At 29.8% G+C, this 26,416-nt stretch carries 24 protein-coding genes, 9 tRNA genes and 1 pseudogene; 26 read left to right on the forward strand and 8 right to left on the reverse strand.

Going from position 1 to position 26,416, the window contains the following annotated elements:
• Positions 1-7: 7 nt before the first annotated feature.
• Together C7U54_RS12190 and C7U54_RS12195 are read left to right on the forward strand one after the other, a co-directional pair.
• A pseudogene (locus C7U54_RS12190) lies at positions 8-373 on the forward strand (transaldolase family protein); the annotation flags it as partial.
• A 100-nt stretch (positions 374-473) separates the two neighbouring features.
• Positions 474-815, forward strand: a complete 342-nt coding sequence (locus C7U54_RS12195; protein WP_107030482.1) for a hypothetical protein — start codon at positions 474-476, stop codon at positions 813-815.
• Between the two features lie 25 nt (positions 816-840).
• On the opposite strand, the gene map is transcribed toward C7U54_RS12195, so the two are convergent.
• A complete protein-coding gene (map, locus tag C7U54_RS12200; RefSeq protein ID WP_032089639.1) occupies positions 841-1,698 on the reverse strand; it encodes a type I methionyl aminopeptidase in 858 nt (285 codons plus the stop codon).
• A gap of 88 nt (positions 1,699-1,786) precedes the next feature.
• Between map and C7U54_RS12205 the strand changes: the two genes are divergently transcribed.
• From C7U54_RS12205 to C7U54_RS12235, 7 genes are all read left to right on the forward strand, one after another.
• Complete coding sequence (locus C7U54_RS12205) at positions 1,787-2,338, forward strand: NUDIX hydrolase (RefSeq protein WP_032089640.1); 552 nt, start codon at positions 1,787-1,789, stop codon at positions 2,336-2,338.
• Between the two features lie 147 nt (positions 2,339-2,485).
• Positions 2,486-3,199 (forward strand): LytR/AlgR family response regulator transcription factor, encoded by a 714-nt coding sequence (locus C7U54_RS12210; RefSeq protein ID WP_107030483.1) that lies wholly within the window; start codon positions 2,486-2,488, stop codon positions 3,197-3,199.
• Between the two features lie 55 nt (positions 3,200-3,254).
• Positions 3,255-3,944 carry an N-acetylmuramoyl-L-alanine amidase family protein gene (locus C7U54_RS12215; protein WP_107030484.1) on the forward strand — a complete coding sequence of 230 codons (690 nt, stop codon included), beginning with the start codon at positions 3,255-3,257 and terminating at the stop codon, positions 3,942-3,944.
• 117 nt (positions 3,945-4,061) lie between these two features.
• Positions 4,062-4,138 (forward strand) — tRNA-Ile (locus C7U54_RS12220).
• Positions 4,139-4,163: 25 nt separating this feature from the next.
• Positions 4,164-4,240: transfer RNA gene (locus C7U54_RS12225), tRNA-Ile, on the forward strand.
• Between the two features lie 40 nt (positions 4,241-4,280).
• Positions 4,281-4,356 (forward strand) — tRNA-Ala (locus tag C7U54_RS12230).
• Positions 4,357-4,436: 80 nt separating this feature from the next.
• The gene (locus C7U54_RS12235) at positions 4,437-5,441 is read left to right on the forward strand and encodes a PTS transporter subunit IIC (protein WP_107030485.1); all 1,005 of its coding nucleotides are present in this window, start codon (positions 4,437-4,439) and stop codon (positions 5,439-5,441) included.
• Between the two features lie 12 nt (positions 5,442-5,453).
• On the opposite strand, the gene C7U54_RS12240 is transcribed toward C7U54_RS12235, so the two are convergent.
• The 4 genes from C7U54_RS12240 to C7U54_RS12255 form a co-directional block, all read right to left on the reverse strand.
• Positions 5,454-8,621 carry a DEAD/DEAH box helicase gene (locus tag C7U54_RS12240; RefSeq protein ID WP_107030486.1) on the reverse strand — a complete coding sequence of 1,056 codons (3,168 nt, stop codon included), beginning with the start codon at positions 8,619-8,621 and terminating at the stop codon, positions 5,454-5,456.
• Between the two features lie 102 nt (positions 8,622-8,723).
• A complete protein-coding gene (locus C7U54_RS12245; protein ID WP_107030508.1) occupies positions 8,724-9,710 on the reverse strand; it encodes a dipeptidase in 987 nt (328 codons plus the stop codon).
• Between the two features lie 13 nt (positions 9,711-9,723).
• Positions 9,724-10,578 carry a DegV family protein gene (locus C7U54_RS12250; RefSeq protein ID WP_107030487.1) on the reverse strand — a complete coding sequence of 285 codons (855 nt, stop codon included), beginning with the start codon at positions 10,576-10,578 and terminating at the stop codon, positions 9,724-9,726.
• A gap of 11 nt (positions 10,579-10,589) precedes the next feature.
• The gene (locus C7U54_RS12255) at positions 10,590-10,844 is read right to left on the reverse strand and encodes a hypothetical protein (RefSeq protein WP_022001050.1); all 255 of its coding nucleotides are present in this window, start codon (positions 10,842-10,844) and stop codon (positions 10,590-10,592) included.
• A gap of 176 nt (positions 10,845-11,020) precedes the next feature.
• Between C7U54_RS12255 and C7U54_RS12260 the strand changes: the two genes are divergently transcribed.
• The 7 genes from C7U54_RS12260 to C7U54_RS14655 all read left to right on the forward strand — a co-directional run bounded on the left by C7U54_RS12260 (position 11,021) and on the right by C7U54_RS14655 (position 11,830).
• Positions 11,021-11,096: transfer RNA gene (locus tag C7U54_RS12260), tRNA-Asn, on the forward strand.
• A gap of 3 nt (positions 11,097-11,099) precedes the next feature.
• A tRNA-Glu gene (locus C7U54_RS12265) sits at positions 11,100-11,175 on the forward strand.
• Between the two features lie 5 nt (positions 11,176-11,180).
• Positions 11,181-11,256: transfer RNA gene (locus C7U54_RS12270), tRNA-Val, on the forward strand.
• A gap of 11 nt (positions 11,257-11,267) precedes the next feature.
• Positions 11,268-11,343 (forward strand) — tRNA-Thr (locus C7U54_RS12275).
• 6 nt (positions 11,344-11,349) lie between these two features.
• Positions 11,350-11,425, forward strand: a tRNA-Lys gene (locus C7U54_RS12280).
• A 7-nt stretch (positions 11,426-11,432) separates the two neighbouring features.
• Positions 11,433-11,516, forward strand: a tRNA-Leu gene (locus C7U54_RS12285).
• Positions 11,517-11,656: 140 nt separating this feature from the next.
• Positions 11,657-11,830 (forward strand): hypothetical protein, encoded by a 174-nt coding sequence (locus C7U54_RS14655; protein WP_155522462.1) that lies wholly within the window; start codon positions 11,657-11,659, stop codon positions 11,828-11,830.
• 48 nt (positions 11,831-11,878) lie between these two features.
• On the opposite strand, the gene mscL is transcribed toward C7U54_RS14655, so the two are convergent.
• On the reverse strand, positions 11,879-12,322 hold the full coding sequence (gene mscL / locus C7U54_RS12290; protein ID WP_022002309.1) for a large conductance mechanosensitive channel protein MscL: 444 nt from the start codon (positions 12,320-12,322) through the stop codon (positions 11,879-11,881).
• A gap of 275 nt (positions 12,323-12,597) precedes the next feature.
• Between mscL and C7U54_RS12295 the strand changes: the two genes are divergently transcribed.
• Genes C7U54_RS12295 through C7U54_RS12320 form a run of 6 tightly spaced genes read left to right on the forward strand, consistent with a single transcriptional unit; the run spans position 12,598 to position 18,363 of the window.
• Positions 12,598-13,416 (forward strand): MurR/RpiR family transcriptional regulator, encoded by an 819-nt coding sequence (locus C7U54_RS12295; protein ID WP_022002308.1) that lies wholly within the window; start codon positions 12,598-12,600, stop codon positions 13,414-13,416.
• A 9-nt stretch (positions 13,417-13,425) separates the two neighbouring features.
• The gene (locus tag C7U54_RS12300) at positions 13,426-14,271 is read left to right on the forward strand and encodes a fumarate hydratase (RefSeq protein WP_107030488.1); all 846 of its coding nucleotides are present in this window, start codon (positions 13,426-13,428) and stop codon (positions 14,269-14,271) included.
• The gene (locus C7U54_RS12305) at positions 14,268-14,825 is read left to right on the forward strand and encodes a Fe-S-containing hydro-lyase (RefSeq protein WP_022002307.1); all 558 of its coding nucleotides are present in this window, start codon (positions 14,268-14,270) and stop codon (positions 14,823-14,825) included. The genes C7U54_RS12300 and C7U54_RS12305 overlap by 4 nt, the downstream gene beginning before the upstream one ends.
• A 50-nt stretch (positions 14,826-14,875) precedes the next feature.
• Positions 14,876-16,132 carry a M15 family metallopeptidase gene (locus tag C7U54_RS12310; protein WP_022002306.1) on the forward strand — a complete coding sequence of 419 codons (1,257 nt, stop codon included), beginning with the start codon at positions 14,876-14,878 and terminating at the stop codon, positions 16,130-16,132.
• Positions 16,133-16,171: 39 nt separating this feature from the next.
• Positions 16,172-17,794: a B12-binding domain-containing radical SAM protein gene (locus tag C7U54_RS12315; RefSeq protein ID WP_107030489.1), complete on the forward strand. Its 1,623-nt coding sequence runs from the start codon at positions 16,172-16,174 to the stop codon at positions 17,792-17,794.
• A gap of 50 nt (positions 17,795-17,844) precedes the next feature.
• The gene (locus C7U54_RS12320; RefSeq protein WP_107030490.1) at positions 17,845-18,363 is read left to right on the forward strand and encodes an ATP cone domain-containing protein; all 519 of its coding nucleotides are present in this window, start codon (positions 17,845-17,847) and stop codon (positions 18,361-18,363) included.
• A 25-nt stretch (positions 18,364-18,388) separates the two neighbouring features.
• Here the strand turns inward: C7U54_RS12320 and C7U54_RS12325 are convergent, their stop codons facing one another.
• A complete protein-coding gene (locus C7U54_RS12325) occupies positions 18,389-19,495 on the reverse strand; it encodes a 5-methyltetrahydropteroyltriglutamate--homocysteine S-methyltransferase (protein ID WP_107030491.1) in 1,107 nt (368 codons plus the stop codon).
• 126 nt (positions 19,496-19,621) lie between these two features.
• Positions 19,622-21,364, reverse strand: coding sequence for a M24B family metallopeptidase (locus tag C7U54_RS12330; RefSeq protein ID WP_107030492.1), 1,743 nt, complete (start codon positions 21,362-21,364; stop codon positions 19,622-19,624).
• A gap of 419 nt (positions 21,365-21,783) precedes the next feature.
• On the opposite strand from C7U54_RS12330, the gene C7U54_RS12335 reads away from it, so the two are divergent.
• Genes C7U54_RS12335 through C7U54_RS12350 form a run of 4 tightly spaced genes read left to right on the forward strand, consistent with a single transcriptional unit; the run spans position 21,784 to position 26,409 of the window.
• On the forward strand, positions 21,784-22,092 hold the full coding sequence (locus C7U54_RS12335; protein WP_022002301.1) for a hypothetical protein: 309 nt from the start codon (positions 21,784-21,786) through the stop codon (positions 22,090-22,092).
• A gap of 11 nt (positions 22,093-22,103) precedes the next feature.
• Positions 22,104-23,135, forward strand: coding sequence for a V0D/AC39 family V-type ATPase subunit (locus C7U54_RS12340; RefSeq protein ID WP_048924892.1), 1,032 nt, complete (start codon positions 22,104-22,106; stop codon positions 23,133-23,135).
• Between the two features lie 11 nt (positions 23,136-23,146).
• Positions 23,147-24,511, forward strand: coding sequence for a V-type ATP synthase subunit I domain-containing protein (locus tag C7U54_RS12345; RefSeq protein WP_107030493.1), 1,365 nt, complete (start codon positions 23,147-23,149; stop codon positions 24,509-24,511).
• Entirely contained in the window at positions 24,502-26,409 is a 1,908-nt protein-coding gene (locus tag C7U54_RS12350) for a V-type ATP synthase subunit I (protein ID WP_107030494.1), read from the forward strand. Before C7U54_RS12345 ends, C7U54_RS12350 begins: the two co-directional genes overlap by 10 nt.
• Positions 26,410-26,416 lie beyond the last annotated feature (7 nt).

Raw genomic sequence — 26,416 nt, forward strand, 5'->3', positions numbered from 1 at the left:
ATAAATGATAAATGTAACAGCGACAGCTGTTTATGATTTGATGCAAGCCTATATGGCCTTGGCAGCAGGAGCAGACTATATTGCACCTTATGTCAATAGAATAGGGAACCTAGGAAATGATCCAATGGAACTGATCAATGAATTATCTAATAGAATCGTACAAGATGGTTATGATTGTAAGATATTAGCAGCAAGCTTTAAAGGGGTACAACAAGTAAGAGATGCCTTCAATTATGGAAGTCAAGCAATCACAGCGCCAGTAGAAGTCTTAAAACAAATCTTTGCGAATCCAAGTATTGAAAAAGCRGTRAATGATTTCAATARTGATTGGTATGATGTTTATGGAGAAGGTAAAGGAATTTGTGATTTATAAGAGAAAACTGTAGTTCGTGAGGACTACAGTTTTTGGACTATCTGTCTAATGAAATAACAAAAATGAGATGTTAAAATAACCCTGGAAAGGGGTTGTTAAAGTGAGTTGTCATCGTATTGGTCTAGGAATGAATTCAGTTGTTGAAAAATCAATTGAAATGTTTGAAAATGAAGAAATAAGCTTAAATGCTTGTAAGAAAATTATTGTTGCCTGTAGAAATGGTGTTTATTGGTGTGATGGGAATGAAGATGAAGCTATTGCCTGTATTATTGATTGTTATTGTGGCAATTGTTTAAGAAAGATTCATCAAGAGCATCGGATTCGTGTTGATAGAAATCGGTATGATGTTGTGACTCATTATTTATGTGAGGATTGTTATCAACATCTTGTTTATGAAGAAAGCATATTAAAAAAGCACGTATATGTTGAAAAAAAGGCATAATAAAAAAGTCAGATTTTCTGACTTTTTATTTTGAAATAATTTCCACACCATCTTCTGTAACAAGGAAAGTATGTTCCCATTGAGCAGAAAGTTTTCCATCATCTGTATAAACTGTCCAATCATCATTATAATTTAAGTGAACATGTCTTGTTCCTTGATTAAGCATTGGTTCAATTGTAAAAACCATTCCTGGAACAATCAAAACAGTATCTTCTTTTGTTTTAAAATGGAAAACATAAGGATCTTCATGCATGGTCATTCCAATACCATGACCACAGAATTCTTCAACGACGCTATAGCCATTAATATGTGCATATCTTTGAATTGCTTTACCGATATCTCCAATATGACTTTTCCATGGCTTGATAGCTTTCATCCCTTCATACATCGCTTCTTTTGTGATTTTAACAAGTTTTTTAGCTTCATCTGAAACGTTTCCCATCATGAACATACGTGAAGCATCAGCATAGTAACCATTTAATTCACTTGTAGCGTCAACGTTAATAATATCCCCATCTTTTAAAATAACATCAGAAGAAGGAATTCCATGACAAACGACATCATTAATAGATGTACAAATACTTTTAGGATAGCCTTCATAATTTAAATCAGCAGAATGTGCATTGTGTTCCTTTAAATATTCTCTTGTAAGTACATCGATATCTTCAGTCGACATACCAATTTTTATATTCTTTTCGATATGATCTAATAACCCATTATTTACAACAGCTGCTTTTTTGATTCCTTCAATTTGTTGTTGATTTTTAATCATTGATCTAGGAGGTGTCATCACTCCTCTTTTTTTGTAATAATTAATTTTTTTGTCAAATTCGCGGTGACAAACTTCATAGTCCAAGCCACTTCCGCACCAACATTTATTCATTTGTTCTACCTCTTTTCGTATCTATTTTAAACATCTCGTTTTATAATGTAAAGAAAGATGATAATATGATTTTAATGGAGATGATAAAATGGAAATTTTAGATATATGCGATGAATTAGGAAATCCAACAGGAAAGACAGTAGAAAGAGAAATCGCACATCAACAAGGTATCTTACATCGTACAGCTCATGTTTGGATCTTAAGAAAAAAAGAAAATAAAATACAAATATTATTACAAAAAAGAAGTGAACAAAAAGATTCGTTTCCTGGCTGTTATGATATTTCAAGTGCAGGACATATTCCTGCAGGGGATAACTATGGTCAATCGGCGGTAAGAGAGTTGAAAGAGGAATTAGGAATTGTTGTAAGGGAAAGTGAATTGATTGATTGTGGAAATCGTAGATTTCATTTTGAAGAAATTTTTCATGGTCGTTTATTTAAAGATAATCAAGTAAGTAAAATATTTGTTTTATGGAAAGATTTAGAAGAAAAAGATTTTGTTTTTGTTGATCATGAAGTAAGTGAAGTTAAATGGTTGGATTTTGAAAAATGTTATCAAGATGTTAAAGAAAATAAAATAAATCATTGTATTTATATTGAAGAACTAGATATAGTAAAAAAATATCTTCGTGTTCAATAATGATCCTTTTTAAGTCTATATAAATTCCTTCTAAGGCGTTTTTTGGAAAAAACATAAAGAATATAAAAATAAAAAAAGATGCGGGGGGGGGGTAAAATATGCTATAATTTATAGTGAATAAAATATGTGTAGTAAGGGTGTGTGAATATGTATTTTACGATTATGGATGATGATCGAGCGTTTGGCGAAACTTTAAAAAATAAATTAGAAAGTGAATACCATGCTGTTGTAGATGTTTATCATGGAATGATTGATCTAGATCAGATAAAACATGTACCCGATATTTTATTTTTAGATGTGATATTTGAAAATGGGACAGGTGTGGATTATGCGAAAAAGTACAAAGAAAAGTTTGATTCACAAATTGTTTTTGTTTCAAGTAAAAGTAGTTTGATTTTTAAAACCCAAGGATTAAAGGCGTTATGCTTTATTAGAAAGAGTCATCTTGATAATGACTTTAAAGTCTTTAAACAACTTTACGATGAAGAATGTAAAAATGAAATGAAATTGATTTTTGAACTGAATAAGGGAATGAATAAAAATCAAATGGCATATATAACATTAATGAGTGATGATATTATCTATGCAGAATGTTATGCTCATGAATTGATTATCCATACATATGAACATGAATATGCTGTTAAAATGACTTTGAAGAAATTTATGGAACAAGTAAAACAAGCACATTGTTTTATTCAAATACATAGAAGTTATGCAATTAATATGAAATATATTTATCGTATAGATAAAAATCATATTAATATGGTTAATGAAGAAAGTAAAAATGAATTAGAAATTGGTAGAAAATATAAAAAAGAAGTTAATGAGGCCTTTAGAAACTACTTGATGGATAAATTTTAGATATCATGAAAAATCATGATATCTTTTTTTTGACATATAATACAACGGTGATGTTATGAAAAGAATTTTTCTTATAATGATTGCTTTTGGTGTATGTTTCTTTGAGATTCCTGTAGATGCTTATGAAAAATCTTTAAAAAATGTAAAAGTGGTGATTGATGCAGGACATGGTGGTTTTGATAATGGAGCTATTGAATATGGTTATTATGAAGATAATATTAATTTAGAAATTGCTTTGAAAATGAAAGATGAATTAGAAAAAAGTGGAGCTAAAGTCTATTTAACAAGAGATGGTGATTATGATATGACGAAAAGAAATCATCATTATTCTAAACAAGATGATATGTATTTAAGAGTCAAGAAGATAGATAGCTATAAATGTGATTATTTATTAAGTATTCACCAAAATGCTTCTGGTAATAGAAGTGCATGGGGTTCACAAGTTTTTTATTATTATAGAAGCAAACAAGGAAAAGCATTAGCTTTTGATATTGATCAAAGTTTAAAACAGTTAACAAATAGCAGAAAACCAATTAGTGGATGTGGTTTTAGGGTTTTAAGAGCTACTAAGACATTAGGAGTTCTAATTGAGTGTGGTTTTTTATCAAATTATAATGAATGTGGGCAACTAAGAAGCAAAAATTATCAAAAAAAACTATGTCAAAAGGTAAAAGAAGGGCTCATTAAATATCATTTAAGAATAATGACTCAAAAAAAGAAAAAAACAGCAAAAATTTTACAATAAAAAAAGCGTTGATTTTATCAATGTATTTTTATTTTTTTAAAAAAATGTAAAAAAATACACGAAAAACTGTTGACGTATTCTTATATGCATGGTATATTATATGGGCAGTTGATTGATGGGCCTGTAGCTCAGTTGGTTAGAGCGCACCCCTGATAAGGGTGAGGTCGATGGTTCAAATCCATTCAGGCCCACCATTAATTAATTGTTTTATATAGATGTGGGCCTGTAGCTCAGTTGGTTAGAGCGCACCCCTGATAAGGGTGAGGTCGATGGTTCAAATCCATTCAGGCCCACCATTTTAACAAATGAAATGGTGGAAAAAATAAATATTAAATTGGGGCCATAGCTCAGCTGGGAGAGCACCTGCCTTGCACGCAGGGGGTCAGCGGTTCGATCCCGCTTGGCTCCACCAATAAATAAACTAACTGCTTCGGCAGTTTTTTTGTTGTAAAAAAATAAATATACTCTATAATCCAATTGAGGGGGTAAAATATGGCACAAAGTAGAGGAAAAGGAAATTATGTAATCAATACTTTTAATGGAATGGCTTATGGCTTTTTTGCAAGTTTGATTATTGGAACAATATTAAAACAATTAGGAACATTAGTTCATGTTGAACAACTTGTAGCCTGGGGGACAGTAGCAGGTTATTTAATGGGACCGGCTATTGGAATTGGTATGGGCTATGCAATTGATGCAAAAGGACTTAATTTGATTTCTGCGGTTATTGCAGGAGCAATAGGAGCTGGAACGTTTAATAATGGTGTTCAAGCGGGTAATCCAATTTCAGCTTATGTAGCAGTTTTAGCGGCTATTGAGGTAACAAGACTTATTCAAGGGAAAACACCGATTGATATTTTACTTGTTCCTTTTGTTTCTATCTGTATAGCAGGTTTGGTAACACAATTTGTAGGACCTTATCTTACACAAATGATTACTTGGATTGGAAGTGTTATTAATGATGGGGTTTCTTTACAACCTTTATTTATGTCAATTGTTGTAGGGGTGTTAATGGGAATGGCATTAACGGCACCGATTTCTTCAGCTGCTATTGGTATTATGTTAGGACTTGATGGTTTAGCGGCAGGGGCAGCACTTGCAGGGTGTTGCGCACAAATGATTGGTTTTGCGATGATGTCTATTGAAGACAATGATATTGGTGATGTTATTGCTATTGGAATTGGAACAAGTATGTTACAGTTTAAAAATATTATTAGAAGACCGGTTATTTGGTTACCTACAATTTTAACAACGATTATTACAGCACCTATTTCAACGGTCTTACTTCATATTCGTTGCAGTGCAATTGGCTCAGGAATGGGAACAGCAGGACTTGTAGGCTTATTGGATGCGATTCAAGTAATGGGAAATCAGTATTGGATACCACTTATTTTGATAGATGTGATTGCTCCAGCAATTTTAACATTTAGTTTTTACAAAGCTTTTAGAAAATTGAATTACATAAGAAAAGGAGATTTAAAGATTGAACGTCTTTGATCTCCTTTTTCTTTATTTAAATAAATCAATAATATCTGCAGTAGACATTTGGGTAATAGAACCATTATTGTTTTCGATAAACATATTCGATAAATCTTGTTTTTGTTCTTGAAGTTTTTGGATTTTTTCTTCAATTGAATTTTTCATAATCAATTTATAAACTTGAACATTATTTGTTTGTCCAATACGATAAGCTCTATCTGTTGCTTGATTTTGTGCAGACATATTCCACCATGGATCATAGTGAATAACGGTAGAAGCACTTGTTAAGTTAAGACCAGTACCACCTGCTTTTAAACTGATTAAAAAGACAGTTGTTTGATCGTTTTGGAAGGCATTAACAAGTTGATGCCTTTTGATTTTTGTTGTTGAACCAGTTAAAACATAATAAGAAATATCTTTTTTACGTAATTCAGCTTCGATTAAATCTAATGATTTAGTAAAAGAAGAGAATAGTAAGACTTTTTGATTATTTTCTTTTGCTGTTTCAATAATATCCATACAAGCTTTAAGTTTAGAACTTGGTTCAATAATATCTTTATATAAAATACGTTGATCACAACATAATTGACGAAGCCTTGTCATCATTGCAAGAATTTGGATCTTATCGATATGATTTACCTGAATAGCACTTTGTAATTCACTATTAATTGTTGATAAGTTAGCAAGATATACTTTTTCTTCCTCTGGTGTAAAAGGAATAATGACATTGTTTTCAATCTTGTCTGGTAATTCTGTTAAAACCTCTTTCTTTGTTCTCCTTAAAATAAATGGTTCAACTAATTGCTTAAGTTTTGCTTGTTTTTGTTGGTCTTCATTTTTTATGATTGGTATTTCGTAAGTTTCTTTGAAATGATGATAATTATATAAATATTGAGGCATCAAGAAATCAAAGATTGACCATAATTCTGCTAAACTATTTTCAATTGGAGTACCTGTTAAAGCAAAACGATATTTACCATTAATTAATTTAACAGTTTGAGCATTCTTTGTACTTTGATTTTTGATATATTGAGCTTCATCTAAAATAAAATAATAGAATTGATAATCTTTATATAATTCATAATCTCTACGAATATAATCATATGAAGTAATAACAACATCATATTCTGGAATGCTTTCAATTAATTTCTTTCTTTGAGCAATATTTCCAGTAATACAAACTGTTTTTAATTTCTTTGAGAATTTTTTGATTTCATCTTGCCAGTTATAAATCAAGGTTGCAGGAGCAACAACGAGACTGACATGATTTTCACCGATACCATCTTCAATCAATGTCATGACTTGTAATGTTTTACCAAGCCCCATATCATCAGCTAAGATACCACCGAAGCCATATTCTGACATTGTTTTTAACCATTTAAATCCTTGAACTTGATAGTCTCTTAAAATCTTAGAATAATTTTGTGGAACTTGAATATCTTCAGGATCTTTTTCTTCAATATGAGAAATCAAGTCTTGGAAATGTTGATCTCTGTTGAAATGTAATGATGAACTGTTCATAAAGTTTTCTAAATAAAGTGAATGATATTTATCAACTTCAACTTCACCATCTTTTAAATCGTTATATTCAATATTTAAATCATTAAATAATAAATCTAAATCTTTGATACTATCATCATCTAAATTAATAAATTCCCCATTTTTTAAACGATGATAATTCTTTTTGTGTTGAAAAGCATATAAAATATCTTTAATTTCTTCTTTATCAACGTTGATACTATTAATATCGATTTTTAATAAATCATTTTGTAAACGAACACCGATATTTAATTTCATATTTTTAGGTTTATTCATTTGTTTGATTTCTTCACTAATATAAATTTCACAATCATTATTAAGTGAAGGTAAAACACGAGTAATGAAATCATAAATATCTTCTTCATTATAAAGATAATACATTTGTGTGATTTCATCATATTCTAGGTATTTTTGTAGTGTTTGAATAACACCATCTAATTTTAATGGAAGTACTAGATCTTTAGGGTTTTCTAAGATTGTATTTCCTTGATCATCTCGATAATCTAATGTAACAGATAATTCGTTGTTGTTATTTAAATCGACATAAATTAATAAAGAAATATCCATAGGTAGATATTCATCAATATCATCTCCTGTAAATTCGACATAAGGAACAACAGAATCAATGATATATTTAGAAAAATGTGGTAATTCGTTATTTGGAATTGTAAGTGAATTGTTTTCTAAATGTGTAAGTAAAGGTCTTAGCGCATCACTACATTCTTTTGAATATCTATTAAGGGTATAGTGATCGAAATAATAGATATATTGATGACCGATGATAGTAATACCATCAGGTTCTTTGTATTTGATTGTTGTATAATCTTCATCTTTTTGGATTTCTAAAATGAAGTTTTGTAAATCGATTGTTGTAAAGTTAATGTTGATATCTAAATTATCATAATGTGTTAGAAAAAAATCATCAATATTATCTGATGTGATTCTAATACTACGATCATCATCTTTTAAATGAAAATATTCTTTAATAAAACGAATTTGTTTTAATGAAGAACTATCAAAGGCTTTAGAGTTATGATCGGTAACTAAAGCATTTCCATATTCAACAATTTCGTTTGCTTTTACATTTTGAATAAAAGTATTTAAGTTTTTAATTGTATAACTTCTATCGCTAGCAATCTTATAAGATAAACTTAATCGATTAAATGTACTTTTTACTTGTGGTATTAAATGAATGTGTTGATTAAGTTGTAATTGATGTAAACGATGTTGATTTTTATATTGTTCAATTAATGAAAAAGTTAAATTAGCTTGTTCTTTTAAATGTGCGGCTTCTTTTTTTGCTTGAAGTGCTTGTAATTGATCAGCGTAATTTCCTTTTTGATTGAAAGAATAAGGTAAATCACTTGCTTCAAGACCGTAAAATTTTAATAAAATAGCACCTATATGTCCACATGCCAGTTCATTAGGCTTACAGTGATTACAATCACAGTTAAATTCGAGGATATGTCCTCCTGTATCAACTTGAATTGTAGCGGTATCAATTTTACCATTAACATTAGTACTTCCTACGATTTGGTAAATTTGACCATCTTTAATAACAGACATGTTAGATATTGTATTATGTTGAAATAAGTTATGAGCTACTTTCCAATTGGGCTCATTAAAATACTTATTAATTTCATCATCTTTAATATACATAAGTAGTCCCTCCCATTTAGCTATTATAACATTATTTTTCTAAAATGATGAGATAGAGATATGCATTTTTTTGTTTTTTTAAAAATAGGATTGTTTCCAATCCTATTTCAAAACTGCTTTATAAACACGTAAGACATTTTTATAAAAAATCTTTTCAATTTCTTCAATAGATAATCCAGCTTCAATTAAAGCACCATATAACATTTGATAACCACTTGCATCCTTCATTTCAAGCTTGGATCCAATACCATCAAAGTCACTTCCTAAACCAATACAATCAATACCTGCAAGATTTTTGATATATAAAATATGTTGAACCATATCCTTAATATAACTTGTTTGATGAGTACCTTCGGTAGTTAAAAAATCACTACAGAAGTTGATTCCCATAACGCCTCCACGACTAGCAAGTTTTAAAATCATGTCATCTGACATATTTCTAGCGACACCACATACTTGACGAGCGTTACTATGAGAGGCAACGAAAGGTTTTGTTGTATGATGATAAACATCATAAAATCCAGCATCACTTAAATGAGAAACGTCAATAATGATTCCTAAACGTTCCATTTCTTTAATATATTGTAAACCAAAAGGTGTTAAACCATCGTGATCATTGATTTTAAACATATCTTCATAACAAGAAATATTAGAAAGGTTAGGGTGTCCAATGCCATTTACATGATTCCATGTCAAAGTAATCATTCTAACGCCTAATCTATAATAATGTTCAAGTAGTGATAAATCATTTTCTACAACAGCACCTTCTTCTAATGTTAGAAGAGAAGACATGATACCTGCTTGTTGATGGTCGATAATATCTTGATAACAAAAGACAGGTTTAATGAGTTCAGGATATTTTTCTATTTCATGATAATAATGGTTAATGAGTTGATTTGCTTTTAAAAAAGGTTGAGGATTTTCACTTAAATCGACAAACATCGCAAAGTTTTGAAGTAAATAATTTCCTTTTTGCATTTTCTTTAAATCAATATGACCGTCATTTTCTAATAAAGAACCTTCTTTACCATGATGTAAATCATCATAAAGTTTTAAAATAGTGTCACAATGCATATCAACAACTTTCATCATTAATCACTCCTTAAATTTTATATGTAGTATGAATTGCACAACAGGCAAGACCACCATGGCATGTTAAAACAGCAGGCAAATAATTGATTTCTACATCAATACCATGGAAGGTTGTTTGAAATAATAATTTTGCTTTTTTAGCAAAAATTTCATTATCAGCGTGTGAAATATAAATCTTGTGTTGTTTAGCGTTAACACCTAATTCATGGAATTTATCAACAATCGATTTTAAGATTTTTACTTCAGTTCTAGCCATTGTATATTTATCAACGGCTTTACCTTGTTCATCTAAACAAAGCAAAGCTTTGATTTTTAACATCGATGCCATTCTGGCTGCCATTGGTGATAATCTTCCACTACGTGAAAGTTGTTTAAAGTTATCTGGATAAAGGAACGAAAAAGAATGATTTGTTTTTTCTTCTAAAGCAGCAAAAATTTCATCAACAGTTTTTCCTTCATCTGCAAGTTGTTTTGCACAAATAGCCATATCCATAATAGGAGCACCTACTTGGCGACTATCATAAATATAAACATTATCTAAACCAACGGTATCTTTAGCAAGATGGAAACCGTTGTTTGTTCCTGATAAATCTGCAGAGCAAGTAATAATAATGATTGCTTCATAATCTTCTTCTTGCCATTTTTCCATTTGTTCAACAAGATAACCTGTATTTGGCTGACTTGTTGAAGGAATTTTACCATCTCTTAAATAGTCATAAAGTTGTTTGGTTGAAATATCGATTTGATCTTTATATTCATGACCATCAACGATGACACTTAATGAAATAAGTTCGATTCCGTTTTTTTGTGCAATTTCTTGATCCATTGCACTTGTTGTGTCTGTCACAATTAAATATTTTTCCATTTTTGATCTCCTTAAAATTCTAATTCTAATTCTTGATAATCTTCTGTAAGAGATTGAGTGGTTTTTAACCAAGCGTAGGCTTCCTCAAATTCTTCTTCAGTAATATCTTCTATTATTCCAAATTTAATAAGTTTACATACATCATATATACTTTGCCATAAAGCATCGAATTGATGGTCTTTTGCATCAATATCTGCTTGCTCACTTTCTTGATAAACAATAAATTCATGTGCGATTTGACTTGCTTGTTCTCTTTGTTGGTCCATAGGATCCTCCTTATATTATATGTTTATATAATTATACCATTAATCAAATATAGAATGATATATAATATTACAAGAAGAAGCAGTTTTTGACATAAAATTAAATTTTTTTAAAAAAATATAAAAAAGGGTTGATTTATTAGAAAAAGGATGCTAATATAAATGAGCACTGTTAAGTTGCTTGAATAGCTCAGTTGGTAGAGCAATCGGCTGTTAACCGATCGGTCGTAGGTTCGAGTCCTACTTCAAGCGCCATGTGGCTCGTTGGAGAAACGGTTAACTCACATGCCTTTCACGCATGCATTCACGGGTTCGAATCCCGTACGAGTCACCATTTTTGGAGGTTTAGCTCAGTTGGGAGAGCATCTGCCTTACAAGCAGAGGGTCAGCGGTTCGAGCCCGTTAACCTCCACCATTTTTTTAAATGCCGGCTTAGCTCAATTGGTAGAGCAACTGACTTGTAATCAGTAGGTTGAGGGTTCAAGTCCTTTAGCCGGCACCATATTTTGACCCGCTAGCTCAGTTGGTAGAGCATCTGACTTTTAATCAGAGGGTCAGGCGTTCGAGTCGCCTGCGGGTCACCATTTCAATGCGGGCGTGGCGGAACTGGCAGACGCACTAGACTTAGGATCTAGCGCCTTCGGCGTGCAGGTTCGATTCCTGTCGCCCGCACCAAATGTAAGAGACATCGAGAAATCGATGTTTTTTTGTTTTATATAGAACATTTATGCTATAAATAGGTATGTTAAACAATGAAATAATATGTAACATTTAAAATCAAAAAGATTTACCTTTATATCCTTTTATTTGTTTTAGTGATTACTATTTGTGGTTTTGGCTATTATAAATGGTGTGCTCGTCATCCTGAAATAGAATTACAAATTGTGGAAATTCAGTTTCAACATGAAGGAATATGTTCACTTTTAAAAGAAGCTTATCAAAGCAGTGATATTCAACTTGATTTTGCGATAAATGCTAAAATTAAATAATAATAAAAAAATAGCTTTTTGTAATAAATGACATTACAGAAAGCTATTTTAGTTTTCTAATTGGCTTGTACAGTGTGGGCAACGAGATGCTTTGATAGAGATTTCACTTTGACAATAAGGACAAATCTTCTTTGTTGGTTTTTCTTCTACTGGTTTTTCAGTTTTAGATCTTAACTTGTTCATTGCTTTAACAATCATAAAGATGACAAAAGCCATAATAATGAAGTTAAGTAAACCAGTAATAAATAAACCATAATTAACAGTAGATGCTCCTGCTGCTTGAGCAGCAGCTAATGTTTTGTATGTATTTCCATCTAAAGCAATAAATAGATTAGAAAAATCAATTTTACCTGTAACTAAACTTAAAATAGGCATAATGATGTTTTCTACAAGAGAAGTGACTAATGAATTAAAAGCACCACCGATAATAACCCCAACAGCTAAATCAATCATGTTGCCTTTTAAGGCAAATTCTTTGAATTCTTTTAACATTATATTGATCTCCTTTTTCTTTATTATAAGAAAAAGAAAAAAGACATCAAGATGCCTTTTATGTTATTCTTATTTGGGAGGATAAGAATAATATAGAAAGATAATAGAGGGAATATGAATAGTAAAATCTATTTTCTTTCTACAGATTTAATATATAAATAAAAAATAGTTAAAAAAAGTTACAAATGTAAAAAAATATGTGATTTGTTATCACAAATTTATATAAGCATAAAGATGAATTTAGTGTATAATATTGTAGAATAGGGGAGGATGACATGAAAAATTTATTTTATAGATTATTAATATATTTAGATAGCGCCAATGAAACAGATACAAATTATAACATTGCCTGGTATATGGCACATCATATTTCAGAAGTAGCTCATATGGGAATTTCTAAACTTGCGAGCGAATGTTTTGTGTCTCCAGCAACCATTTCTCGTTTTTGTAGAACACTTGGTTATGAAAATTATGCTCATTTAAAACAAGAGTGTGCGTGGTTTAGTTCAACATCAAGAAAGTTTAATAATTTAATTAATGTTCCTTTGGATATGATGAAAGATCATCCAGAAGAAAGTACAGCTTATTATAGCCAACAAATTTGTACATCTTTAAATCAACTTTCTTCTTATTTAGATTGGAATGTAATCGATGAGGTTTTAAAACTGATTCATGATAGTGATAACGTAGCTTTTTTTGGAACACAGTTTTCACATTCGGTTGCTTTACATTTTCAAACTGATTTATTGATGTTAGAGAAGTTCACAATGGCTTATATGGAACAAACAAGTCAGCTTCAATGTGCTAAGGAGTTAGATGAAAATAGTGTAGCTATTATTTTAACAGTAAGTGGTCATATTTTTAATGGGAGTCAAAAGATGATTTCATATATTAAAAAATCAAATGCGAAAGTTGTTGTGATTACCAATGATAAGAGCTTTGATTTTGGTTTTGAACCAAATTATATTATTGAAATAGGTGATTCAAAATATAAAAAAACAGGTAAACATAATTTACTTACAACAATGGAATTAATGTCACTTAGATATTATTCTATTTATTATCCTGATGTAAAAGATAATATTATTGAATAGGAGATACATATGAGAGAAATAACATGTTCAACAATTACAGATGCAATTAAAAAAATGTGTATAGAAGCAGCAACTATTTTACCTCAAGATGTTGAAAAAGCATTATCACAAAAACATGATGAAGAAGATAGTGCACTTGCCCAAAAAACATTACAAGTATTAATGGATAATGCAAAGTTGGCACAAGAAAAACAAATGCCTATTTGTCAAGATACAGGAATGGCTTTTGTTTATGTGACAATGGGACAAGAAGTACATATTACAGGTGGCAGTTTAAATGAAGCAATTCAAGAAGGAGTAAGACAAGGATATACAGAAGGGTATTTAAGAAAATCAGTTGTTAAAGATCCTTTGTTTGAACGCACTAATACAAAAGACAATACTCCAGCAATTATTTATTATGATATTGTTGAGGGGGATACTTTTCATATTACTTTAGCACCTAAAGGATTTGGTTCAGAAAATATGAGCCAAATTAAGATGTTAAAACCAAGTGATGGACTTCAAGGAATTAAGGATTTTGTGATGAAAGTGGTCAATGATGCAGGACCAAATGCCTGCCCACCAATGGTTATTGGTGTAGGTATTGGAGGTTCTTTTGATAAAGTGACAATGCTTGCTAAAAAGGCCATGATTCGTGAAATTGGAAGTCATCATTCAGATAAAAGATATGCTTCTTTAGAAGATGAATTATTACAAATGATCAATGAAACAGGAATTGGCCCTGCTGGTTATGGAGGAAAGACAACAGCTCTTTCTTTAAATATTGAAACTTTCCCTACACATATTGCAGGAATGCCAGTCGCTGTTAGTATTTGTTGTCATGTCTCACGTCATAAGGAGGTTTCGTTATGATTTATTTAGAAACACCATTAACAGTTGATAAAATTAAACAGCTAAAAGCTGGAGATGAAGTTTTTTTAAGTGGAACGATTTATACAGGAAGAGATGCTGCTCATAAAAGATTGATTCAATTATTGGATGAAGGAAAAGAACTTCCTTTCAATATCCAAGATCAAACGATTTTTTATGTTGGCCCAACACCTTCAAAACCAGGTCAAGTATTTGGCAGTGGTGGACCAACCACTTCAGGAAGAATGGATGCTTATTCACCTAGACTTATTAAACTTGGCTTACATGCGATGATTGGTAAAGGGTATCGAAGTGATGCAGTTAAAAAAGCCATTGTTGACTATCATGGCGTTTATTTTGGTGCTATTGGTGGTGCTGGAGCGATGATGTCTTCATGTATAGAAGAATGTGAAGTGATTGCTTTTGATGATTTAGGACCGGAAGCAATTCGTAAGTTAAAAGTTAAAAATATGCCATTAGTTGTAGTGATTGATCATTTAGGAAATGATTTATATGAAATTGGTAGAAAAAACTATTTAAAAAAGGATTGTAAGTAGTATCTATATTTTCTATAATAGCGATACATTAATAGAGGTGAAAAAAAGAAATGGGATTATTTAAGAAAAAAACAGATTATAGTTATTACAGTTCTTATAGTAGTTCAAGAAGACGTTTAAAAGTAGGACGTACTGTGATTGCTGTAATTGCAGCAGTGGTTGTTATTTTAGGAATTATTATTTATTTTAATTTTAATAGAATTCAATTTTTGATGAAAGGTTACTCTTGGTCAACAACTAGTGAATTAGTAAAATCATTTGATAATGATGAAGAAAAAGAATTGTTATCACATGATGAGATGAAACATATTTTAAAATGGATCGATAATTCAAATAAAGTAGCTCTTTATGATGAATATGAACAATTCTATTCTTTACATAAAGATATGAATTATGAAGATATCGTTGATGTTGTTAATTATATTTTTGAAAATCAAGCGCCTTCATTAAAATCAATGGGTTATAGTGAAAAAACAATTTGGTCAATGTTAAAAGATGGTGCTGGTAAAAGTGATCTTCAATTTTTAATAGACAATAAACTTACAAATAGTCAAACAGCTCCTTTTAGAAAAGTAAAAGGATATGATTTAAAGAAAATCAATGATTATATAGCACAATATAATACTGTTAAAGATTATAATTATGCCGTTAATATTGTTAATTATCCATTTATTGTTTCAAGTAATGGTCAAACAAAAGCTAAATATAATATTGCTAATCCAGATGATTATTTAACTCTTGTAAAAAAAGGATTCTATTTAAATGATTATGAACCAAAAGATTTAGTAGAATTAGATAGTGAATATGTAGCACCAACATGTGATCATCCACAACTTAGAAAAGTTGCAGCCGAAGCTTTAGTTAAAATGATCAAAGATGCTAAAAAAGAAGGTATGTATTTATTATTAAACAGTGGTTATCGTTCATATGAAGAACAAGAAAAAATCTATCAAGAAACTGAACAAAAATATGGTGGTGCTTATGCTGCTGAATATGTAGCTACTCCAGGAGCAAGTGAACATCAAACAGGACTTGGTATTGATATGACTTCTCAAAGTGTCGTTGATAAACAAAGACTTGTCTTTGGGGATACAACAGAATATAAATGGGTTGTTGAAAACTGTGCAAAATATGGATTTATTGTTCGTTTTACAGAAGGAACGGATGGTATTACAGGAATTTCTCATGAACCATGGCATTTACGTTATGTAGGTAAAAAAGTGGCTAAGGAAATTAAAGATCAAAACTGGACGTTAGAAGAGTATTGTTTATATAAAAACGTTATTCCAAAATTTAAGAAAGATTAAAAATCTAGAGTTTTCTCTAGATTTTTATATAGAGTAATTATGAAAACATTAATCACAACATTAAATTCAAAATTTATCCATAAATCATTAGCGTTAAGACTTCTTTATGTAGCTTGTAAAAATGATCATGATATTGATTTTAAAGAATATACCATTAAAGATGATTTAAATCATATCGTAGATGATCTTTTATCAATGGATTTAGATATTCTTTGTTTAAGTGTCTATATTTGGAATGTGGATCATATTCAAAAATTATGTCATTTATTAAAGGAAAGAAAACCAAAATTAAAGATTATTGTTGGTGGACCAGAGGTTACTTATGAAATAGATTATTTTTTAGATGAGTTTGAAATTGATTATATTATGGCTGGTGAAGGTGAAGTTGCTTTAAATCAATTATTGACAGCTTTGGAAAATAATGAAGAAGTCAAGCTTCAAGGTATTAGTACGAAAAAACATCGAGATCCACGCTTGATTCCACCAGTTGATTTAAGTTATTTAGAAACGTTAGAGTCTCCTTATTTATTAGAAAGAGACATGAAAGATATGAAAAATAGGATCTTATATTTTGAAACAAGTAGAGGATGTCCTTATCAATGTCAATATTGTTTATCTTCATTAGAAAAAGGATTAAGATTCTTTTCAATGGATTATTTAAAACAACAATTAAAAGCAATCTTAAATACAGATGTCAAAGTAATTAAGCTTTTAGATCGCTCGTTTAACGCTAAAACAGAACATGCTTTAGAAATATTAGACTTTGTTTTTAAAAACTGTCATCCAGGAGTACAATTACAATTTGAAATCAATGGAGATGTTTTAGATCAAAGAATTATTGATTTTATTAATGAAGAAGCACCTGATGGTTTACTTAGATTTGAAATCGGTATTCAATCAACTTATGAACCAACAAATAAAGTTGTTCAAAGATATCAAAACTTTGAACGTCTATGTGATGTTATTCGACAACTCCAACAAAATCATAAAATAGATTTTCATTTAGATTTAATTGCAGGATTGCCACTAGAGAACTTACAAAGATTCTCAAAATCATTTGATGATGTTTTTAGATTATATCCTAAGGAATTACAATTAGGGTTCTTAAAACTTTTAAGAGGAACAAGTTTAAGAAAAGAAGCTAATAAATATGGTTATATTTATGAAAAACATGCGCCTTATGAATTAATAGAGAGTCATGATTTATCTAAAGAAGATATTGAAAAAATACATTTAGCTGAAGATATGTTACAAAAATATTGGAATTCAGGAAGAATGCCAATAACAATGAATAAAGTCTTAAGGCAATGTAAGTCACCATTTTATTTCTTTTTAGATTTGGGTGAATTTTACCAAGCTCAACAGTTTAAATTCTTTGGTTTTCAATTAGATGAATTATTCCAATATATCAATCTTTATTTAAAAGAACAATATGAAGATGAATTAATAGAAGACTATTTAAGATTATCTAAAGTCAAACCTAAAAAATGGTGGAAGACAAGAATTGATAACGAAAAAGAAATCAAACATCGATTAATAGAAAAGCATCAATTAAATCAAGAAGATGTCTTTAGATATGGGATTGTTGAAAAATTAAAAGAAGATTATATTTTAGTAATTTATAAAAATTATCAAGTCCATGTAGAAAAATATCATATATAATGAAATTAAATAAAAATTTCATTATACTATATATAGATAGGAGACTTTGTATGATTAAAAGTATTAGAAAAAGAGATGGGCGTTTAGTTGACTTTGAAGTAGACAAGATTGCTGGAGCGCTTTATAAAGCCTTTAGTGCATGTTTTGATAAAGTAGAATTAAAGAAAGTATATGCTATTTCTCATGATGTAGAAAAAAGATTAGAAGAAAAAGAAAGTACTTTACCAACAGTAGAACTTGTTCAAGATACAGTTGAAGAAATTTTAATTGAAGAAGGCTATGTAAGAGTAGCAAAGGCTTATATTTTATATCGTGATAAAAGAAGTCGTTCTCGTGATATGAAATCGATTTTGTTAGAAAGTATTGAAAATGAATCCAGTGATGATATTAATTTGTTTGATGTTTTTGAAAACTTAATGAATGATGCAATGGATAAAACAAGAAAAGAGGATTTAAAAAAGTTTTTTAAACTTTTAAAAGAATTGAATATTGATGAAGAAATCATCTATCAAAAAGTATCAGAAACTTTTTCAATGACAGATGAAACATTAAAATCAGTTATAAAATAATAAAAGGAACGAAAAGTTCCTCTTATTATTGCCAAACTTCTTCAGCGATTTCTTTAACAAGTTTGACTTTATTCCATTGTTCTTCTTTAGTAAGTAAGTTTCCTTCTTCTGTTGAAGCAAAACCACATTGTGGAGACAGTGCTAATTGATTTAATGGAACATATTTTTCTGCTTCATGAATACGTTTAATAATTTCATCTTTGTTTTCAAGTTTAGCATCTTTAGAAGTCACAAGACCTAAGACAACTTTTTGATTTTGAATATAGCGAAGAGGTTCAAATCCACCAGCACGTTCACTATCATATTCTAAGAAGAAACCATCAACATGACAATTCCCAAATAATGTTTTAGCAACTGGTTCATATCCGCCTGAAGTAAACCATGTTGATCTAAAGTTACCTCTACAAATATGCATTGTAATAACCATATCATCAGGTTTAGCTTCTAATGCGAGATTGATCATATCAACATATTTTTTAGCAAGTTCATCTACATCAATTCCTCTTGCTTTGTAAGCTTCTCTTTTTTCTTTTGAACAAAATTCTCCCCATGAAGTATCATCTAATTGAAGATAACGGCATCCAGCATTATAAAAAGCTTTGATTGCTTTTTGATAAGCATAGGCGATATCTTTTAATAAAACATCGTTATCTTGATATCTTTCAATAGGTTGATAGTTTTCTTCTCTAATACAACAAATTAAATGAAGCATTGAAGGAGAAGGGATACATTGTTTAACTTCTGTTTCTCCAGATACTCTTTGCATGAATTTAAAATGTTTTAAAAATGGATGATCTTCGGGAAAATCGATTTTATCCACAATTTCTAAAGTTTGACTTTTTGGTTGATGTCCTTTAAAGGCAATTGAAAAATGTTCGACGGCTACTTTTTCTACGCCTTTTAAATCCCATAGAAAATCTAAATGCCAAAAGGCTCTTCTAAATTCACCATCAGTGACAGCTTTTAAACCGGCTGTTTTTTCTTCGTTTACAAGATTTTCGATAGATTTATTTTCAACTTCTTCTAATTGTTGAAGTGTTATTTTACCTAAAGCAAATTCTTCTCTTGCTTGTTTAATTTCTTTATCTCTTAAAAAACTTCCAACAATATCATATTTATAAGGTGCGTTCATTTTTACTTCCTCCTTGTTGTTACTAAAAGTATAAAAAACATAAGTGGTATTGTAAAATACATATTTTTCATTGTTTGATATAGTTTAAAACTATATCGGCTTTAAAAAATAACAAGATTTCTCTTGTTATTTAATAAATAAGTTATTTAAGTACCAATCTTTTTCTTCTTGAGTTAAGGCATCTTTAATATGATCGAAGGCATATTGTTGATATTCATTAATAGAAGCAATTTCATGATTTGATAAATAATCTAAATCTAGACCAGCAATATCAAATGGAACATAGGTGATTGGTTCAAATTTTAAGAAAGTACCATATTCATTTTCAATATGTTTTACACATAAAAGTTCATTTTCATGTCTAATACCATGACTACCTTCTACATAAACACCTGGTTCATCTGTTGTAATCATGCCTGGAACGATACATGCTTCATGACCATATAAGCTTTTTGGACGCAGTCCATTAGGTCCTTCATGAACATTTAAGAAATGACCAACACCATGCCCTGTTCCACAACGATAATCTAAATCATAATCATAGATAACACCGCGAGCTAAAATATCTAAGTTGGCGCCAGTTGTTACACCTTCAATAAAATGCGCATTTTGTAATCTAAACATGGCTTTTAAAGCAATTGTGAAATCTTTTCTTTCTTCTAGAGTCATTTCACCTAAAACGAATGTTCTAGTGATATCTGTTGTTCCTGTTAAGTATTGTCCACCACTATCAATTAATAATAGATGTGAAGCTTCTACTTTAGAGTATTGTTTTTCTGTTGGATGATAATGCATTAAAGCTGCATTTTCACGATATGCACAAATGGTTGTAAAGGAAATATCTTTGAAATTTGGTTGTTGTTTTCTAAATTCTAAAAGTTTATTAGAGATAGAAAGTTCATCCATTTCTATTTTTCCAATATTTGTTTTTAACCAATACATAAATTTAGTAACAGCAATACCATCATGTAAATGAGCATCTTTTGTCGCTTTGATTTCTGTATCGTTTTTAATTGATTTAAGTAATTGACTTGGATTTGTTTGATCGATGACATTATCTATATTAATAGAATTAACTAATGTATAGTTTACTGATTTTGTATCTAAAAGAACTTTACCATTGATATTTTTAACATCTTCATAAATATCAAAATAATCTTTAACTTTAATTTGATCTTTTAATAATTCATCAATGACTTCTTGACTTACAGCTTCTTTTCTTAAATAAAGGTATGCTTTTTCTTTTTCAATTAAAGCATACGCTAAAGCAACAGGGTTGCATAAAACATCATTACCGCGAATATTAAAGATCCAAGCAATATCATCTAAAGTTGTCACTAAATGATATTTCGCATCTTTCATTTCTTCTCTAATGATTTCTAATTTTTCTTTTCTAGAAGCACCACAATATTTTGTATCATATAAATAAACTTCTTCATGGGAAAGTTCAGGACGCTCTTGCCAAATAAGATCTACAAGATCTTCATTGGCTTGAATGGTATTTGTGAAAAGACATTGATTATAGGGCATTACGCGCCCATCAAAACCAATGGTTGCTTCTGGATATTTTTCAACATATTCTTTAATAGTAGGAACACCCGGTGTACGCATTTTCATTAATTGAATACAACTACCGGCAAGTTCTTTTTCTGCTTGAATAAAATAACGACCGTCTGTCCATAAATAAGCTTCCTCTTGTCTTACGATAAGAGTTCCAGCAGAACCGCTAAATCCAGACATATAATGACGAGCTTCAAAGTAACTTCCTACATATTCACTTTGATGAAAATCACTGGTTGGAATGATATAAAGATCGATTCCTCTTTCTTTCATAAGTTGTCTTAATTTTGTAATTCTTTGATTTATCATAATGACCTCCTAAGTTCTTTCATTTTAACATTTACATTCAAGAATGAAAAGACTTAGAGATGCATAAAAAATTAGGAAGGAATCTTGCTAAAAGTGGCATGACGCTAAGGTTTTGGCGGATTTATGCAAATGTTAAAATTTGTCTATTGACAAATATTGAAAAGTGGGAGTAGAATAACGTGCGAAATAAAGAATAAGGTATGTATTGCAAGCGCCACATCTCTAGGAAGTGACATGAACAACACAAAAATAGGGGAGGTGCTTTTATTTTTACATACATTCTTTAAAGAGGATTTTTGATAAATTCTTATAAATTCGTCATAAATTTATCATAAAGAGTGCTTTTGAAAGCTATATCTGTTGAATTTTAAAAGAATGAGAGTACAATTATCCTCGACAAGAAGAAGGGGGAAAATAAGATGGATGATATTATTCAAAAGTTAATAGAATTCGATCGCCAATGCGTAGAAAAAGTAGAACTTGCGAAAAAGAAAAAAGCGGAAGCTCAATCAAGTATGATGTCGCAAAAGTCTACAATTTATAGTGAGTATATTGATAGTCAACAAGATCAAGTTGAAAAGCATAAACAAGATCTATTGAATAAGAATAAAGAAGAAGCACAATTACAAGAAAATGAATTTCATAAATCAATGAAAAATATGGAAGATTTATTTACTCAAAATAAAGATAAATGGGTAGATGAAATCTTTACGAGATGTACTAAATAGAAGGTGTAAAGATGTCTTTATCTTCAAATGCCTTATGTGCAAAAGCTAAAGCGATGTATGGTGGGCGTTTAAATAAGAATGTTTATCTTGATTTAACAAGAAAACAAACAATTGGAGAAGTTGTTTCTTATTTAAAATCTCAAACAAGTTATGCAGATGCTTTAAAAGATATTAATATTAGACATGTTCATCGTGGTCAAATAGAAGATTGTTTAAATCAAGAATATTATCATCGTTGTGCGAAGTTGATGAAATATTCACCTAAATCTGATGAAGATTTTTATCTATTTGAAATTATTGGAGTAGAAATTAATTTAATTATGGATAAACTTGTTTCTTTACAAGCAAAGGAACAATATAGCTTTAATTTATCAATTCCTACTTATTTAGCGAAAAAGACAAGTTTTAATATTGATGGATTAGTAAACATTGAATCATTCAAAGATCTTTTACAATATCTTTCAAAAACAAGATATTATAAAGTTCTTAAAGAAATTGATTTCTCTGTCCCATTTGATGTTAAAGAAGTTCATATGTGCTTACAATCACTTTATTATGAAAACATTGTTGAAACAATTAAAAAACACTTCAAAGGAAGTGTTCAAAAAGATTTATTAAATATTCTCTATACTTCTATTGAATTAAAGAATATTTCAAAAATCTATCGTTATAAACAATATTTCCATGAATCAGAAGATTCAATCAGAAGTTCACTCTTTTTACAATATTCAAGATTGCCAAAAGATATGATGAATCGTTTAATTAGTGCAAGCGGTCCTAAAGAAGTATTATCTTTATTATCAACTTCTAAATATAACTTCTATATGGATGATAAAGAATTTGCCTATATCGAATATTATGCAGATAGTATTCAATATAATATCGCAAAAAGATACATGCGTTTTTCAAACAGTGCACCACTTGTTTATATGACTTATAGTATTTTACAAAGAATTGAAATAGATAACTTGAAGCATATTGTTGAAGGTATTCGTTATAATCAACCTGTTTCAAAAATTGAAAATACATTGATCTATGCATAGGAGGGGAAAAAATGATTAAGAATACACATTTATATAACATTGTTTTCTCTAGAGATGATTATATGGAAGTTTTGATGAAACTTGAAAATCATCAAGATTCTATTTATCCAGTTAAAGCGAAGAAAGTGATTTCTAATTTAGATCATGCAACTTCTATGGAAGATAGAAATCCATATAACGAAGTATTAGACGAACTTTATAATGTGATGGATGTCTTACATATTGAAAGGGTAGATCGACCTGTTCAAAGTGCATTTTTAAATGTTCGTGAAATTTTAGATTATATTTCAGAAATTCATCAAAAGTTAGATGATATTAATGAAATTAAAAGAGGAATTAAAAAAGATTATTATGAAAATCAAGAAGCGATTGAATTAATTTCATGTTTGCATAGAGATCGTATTTCTATTGATGATATTCATGAATTAAAATATGTTGCTTTAAGATTTGGTAAATTACCTTTATCACAAATAGAAAAGATTAAATATTTTGATAGTTATCCATTTGTTTATCAAGAATTATCACATAGTGATCAATTTGCTTGGGTTGTTTATGGTGGCGTTGAACATAGTATCGGTGAAATTGATAATATTTTCTTCTCTATGAATTTTGAAGAAGTAAAACTTCCACAATTTGCTCATGGTAAAATGGAAGAAGCTGTAGCTGAATTAAAAGCTGAAAATAAAACAATGGAAGCTTATCTTCAAGAACTTGATCAACGTATTGAAAAAGTAAAAGAAGATAATGAAGAACAACTATTAGGTGATTTTTGGAAAGCTTATCGTTTAAAAGAATTATATAAAAAAGGAAAATACGTTGTTGATTTAAAAACTAAAGCAGCAATTTATGCTTTCAGTTCATTGAGTAAAGATGAAATAGAAGGAATTGTGAATATTTCTGGACTTACAATTCATGAACTTCCTATTGATACGTATCAAGATCAAGGAGTTGAAGGTCCTGTTTATGTTGAAAACAATGCATTTTTCCAACCGTTTGAATGTTTATTTACATTTAAACCAGGAGAAAAATTTGATCCAACTATTTTAGCTGGTGTTGTGATGATGATTTCAGCATTTGTTTTACTTGGTGATTTAGGTGTTGGTATTTTATGTATCCTATTATCACTTGTTGCTAGAGGTAACATCGGTAAGTTACTACAACGTGTAGGAGTTGCTGTTACAATAGGAGGACTATTAAGTGGAACAGTCTTCTATAGTATGTCACTTTATGATTCAATCTTTGTTGTAGGTACAAATTATGCAATGAAAATTGGACTATTCTTTGCTATAAATATTGTAGTATTACTTGTTTGTAGTTTAGTAAAAAAAGTGACAAAAAGATCAATAAAGAGTAAAGGGGGACTGTCATGGCAATAGCGAAATTAAACTTGGTTAGCCTTGATTTTGATAAAGACAATTGTAATGATGTGTTACTTGAGCTTTATCAAAGAGATGATTTTCATCCCGAGCTAGCAAGCAAGTTTACGGATAGTGTTGCTGGTCTTTCAGCTTACAACAATGACAATCTTTATGAAGAATTGTTATCAAGAATTGAAGAAATGAAAACAAAATATCATTTTGAAGTTCCTGAAGTTGAAACAGATTCGCAACTTAATGTATTTAGAGCTAAAGAATTTTTAGATGATCTATTTTTAGATATTGACCGTATTGATGCTGTTAAAAAAGAATTGACAAAGATGATTGAAGAAAATGATGAAGCCATCATTACTTTGAATCATGTTGAAGGTTCTAATATTGACTTTGATCAATTATTTGGAACACAATATTTAAAAATAAGATTCGGTAAACTTCCTCTCAATAATGAAGGAAAGTTAGAGTATTATGAAACATTACCATTTGTTTATAAAGCATTTCAAAGAGATGATAAATATGTATGGTGTATGTATATGACGACACCTACAGATGCTCCTGAAGTGGATAATGTTTTTACATCACTTTATTTTGAAAAAATCCATATTCCTGAATTCGTTCATGGTTCATGTGAATTAGCTGAAAAAGAAATTCAAAATGAATCTGATTCAGCTAAACAATATAGCCAAGATTTACAAAATAGAATTGATAAAACAATTTCAGAAAATATGGAAGAATTAACACGTATTTATAGTGTTGCTAAAAAATTAAATTCAGTTTATGCAATGCAAAAATATATTGTTAAATTAGGTGATAAATTAAATGTTCATGGATTTGTCCCTAAGAATGATTTAGATAATTTCAAAAACACTTTTGAAAGTATCGATGGTGTTAAACTTGAAGTTTTACCTGCTACATCAGATGTACGTTTAGACCCACCAACAAGACTTAAAAATTCATGGTTTGCAAGACCATTTAGAATGTTCGTCGAAATGTATGGTGTACCTCGTTACAATGATGTAGATCCAACATTATTAGTTGCTATTTCATATACTTTATTATTTGGTATTATGTTTGGTGACTTAGGACAAGGTATTATTCTTTCTTTAGTAGGCCTTGTTGCTGAAAAGAAATTTAATTTAAAATTAGGTGGCGTGGGAGTTCGTTTAGGTATTTCCAGTGCAATCTTCGGTGTATTCTTTGGTTCATTCTTTGGAAATGAAGAAATCTTATCTGAATATTTCAAAGGTTTCTCATTCTTTAATGCAATGTCACCAGAAAATACAATGACATTACTAATGGCTGCCATTGGGCTTGGTATTGTCTTAATTCTTGTTTCAATGACATTCAATATTATTTTGAACTTTAAAAAGAAAAATATGGGTGAAGCGATTTTAAGTCAAAATGGTTTATGTGGTGTTACATTCTATGTAGCTGTTATTAGTGCAGCACTTGGAATGCTTACAGGACAACATTTTGTAAATATTTTCTATATTTTAATTTTAATTGTATTACCACTTATCTTAATGTTCTTAAAAGAACCATTAATTAGAAAATTAGAAGAACATGGTGAAATGTTCCCAAATGGTTTTGGAGCATTCTTTGTTGAAGGATTCTTCGAATTATTTGAAGTAGTCTTATCATTTATTACAAACACAATGTCATTCTTGCGTGTCGGGGGATTCGTTTTATCACATGCTGGTATGATGCTTGTTGTTTATACTCTTGCTGAAATGGTAGGAGGATTTGGTGAAATCATCGTCTTGATTTTAGGAAACGTTTTCGTAATGTGTCTTGAAGGATTGATCGTTGGTATTCAAGTATTACGTCTTGAATTCTATGAAATGTTTTCACGTTATTATGAAGGAAATGGAATTCCATTTAAAACTATTAAGGAAGATTAAATTCAAG

Source organism: Faecalibacillus intestinalis (assembly GCF_003024685.1).
GTDB classification, from domain to species: Bacteria; Bacillota_I; Bacilli_A; order Erysipelotrichales; family Coprobacillaceae; genus Faecalibacillus; species Faecalibacillus intestinalis.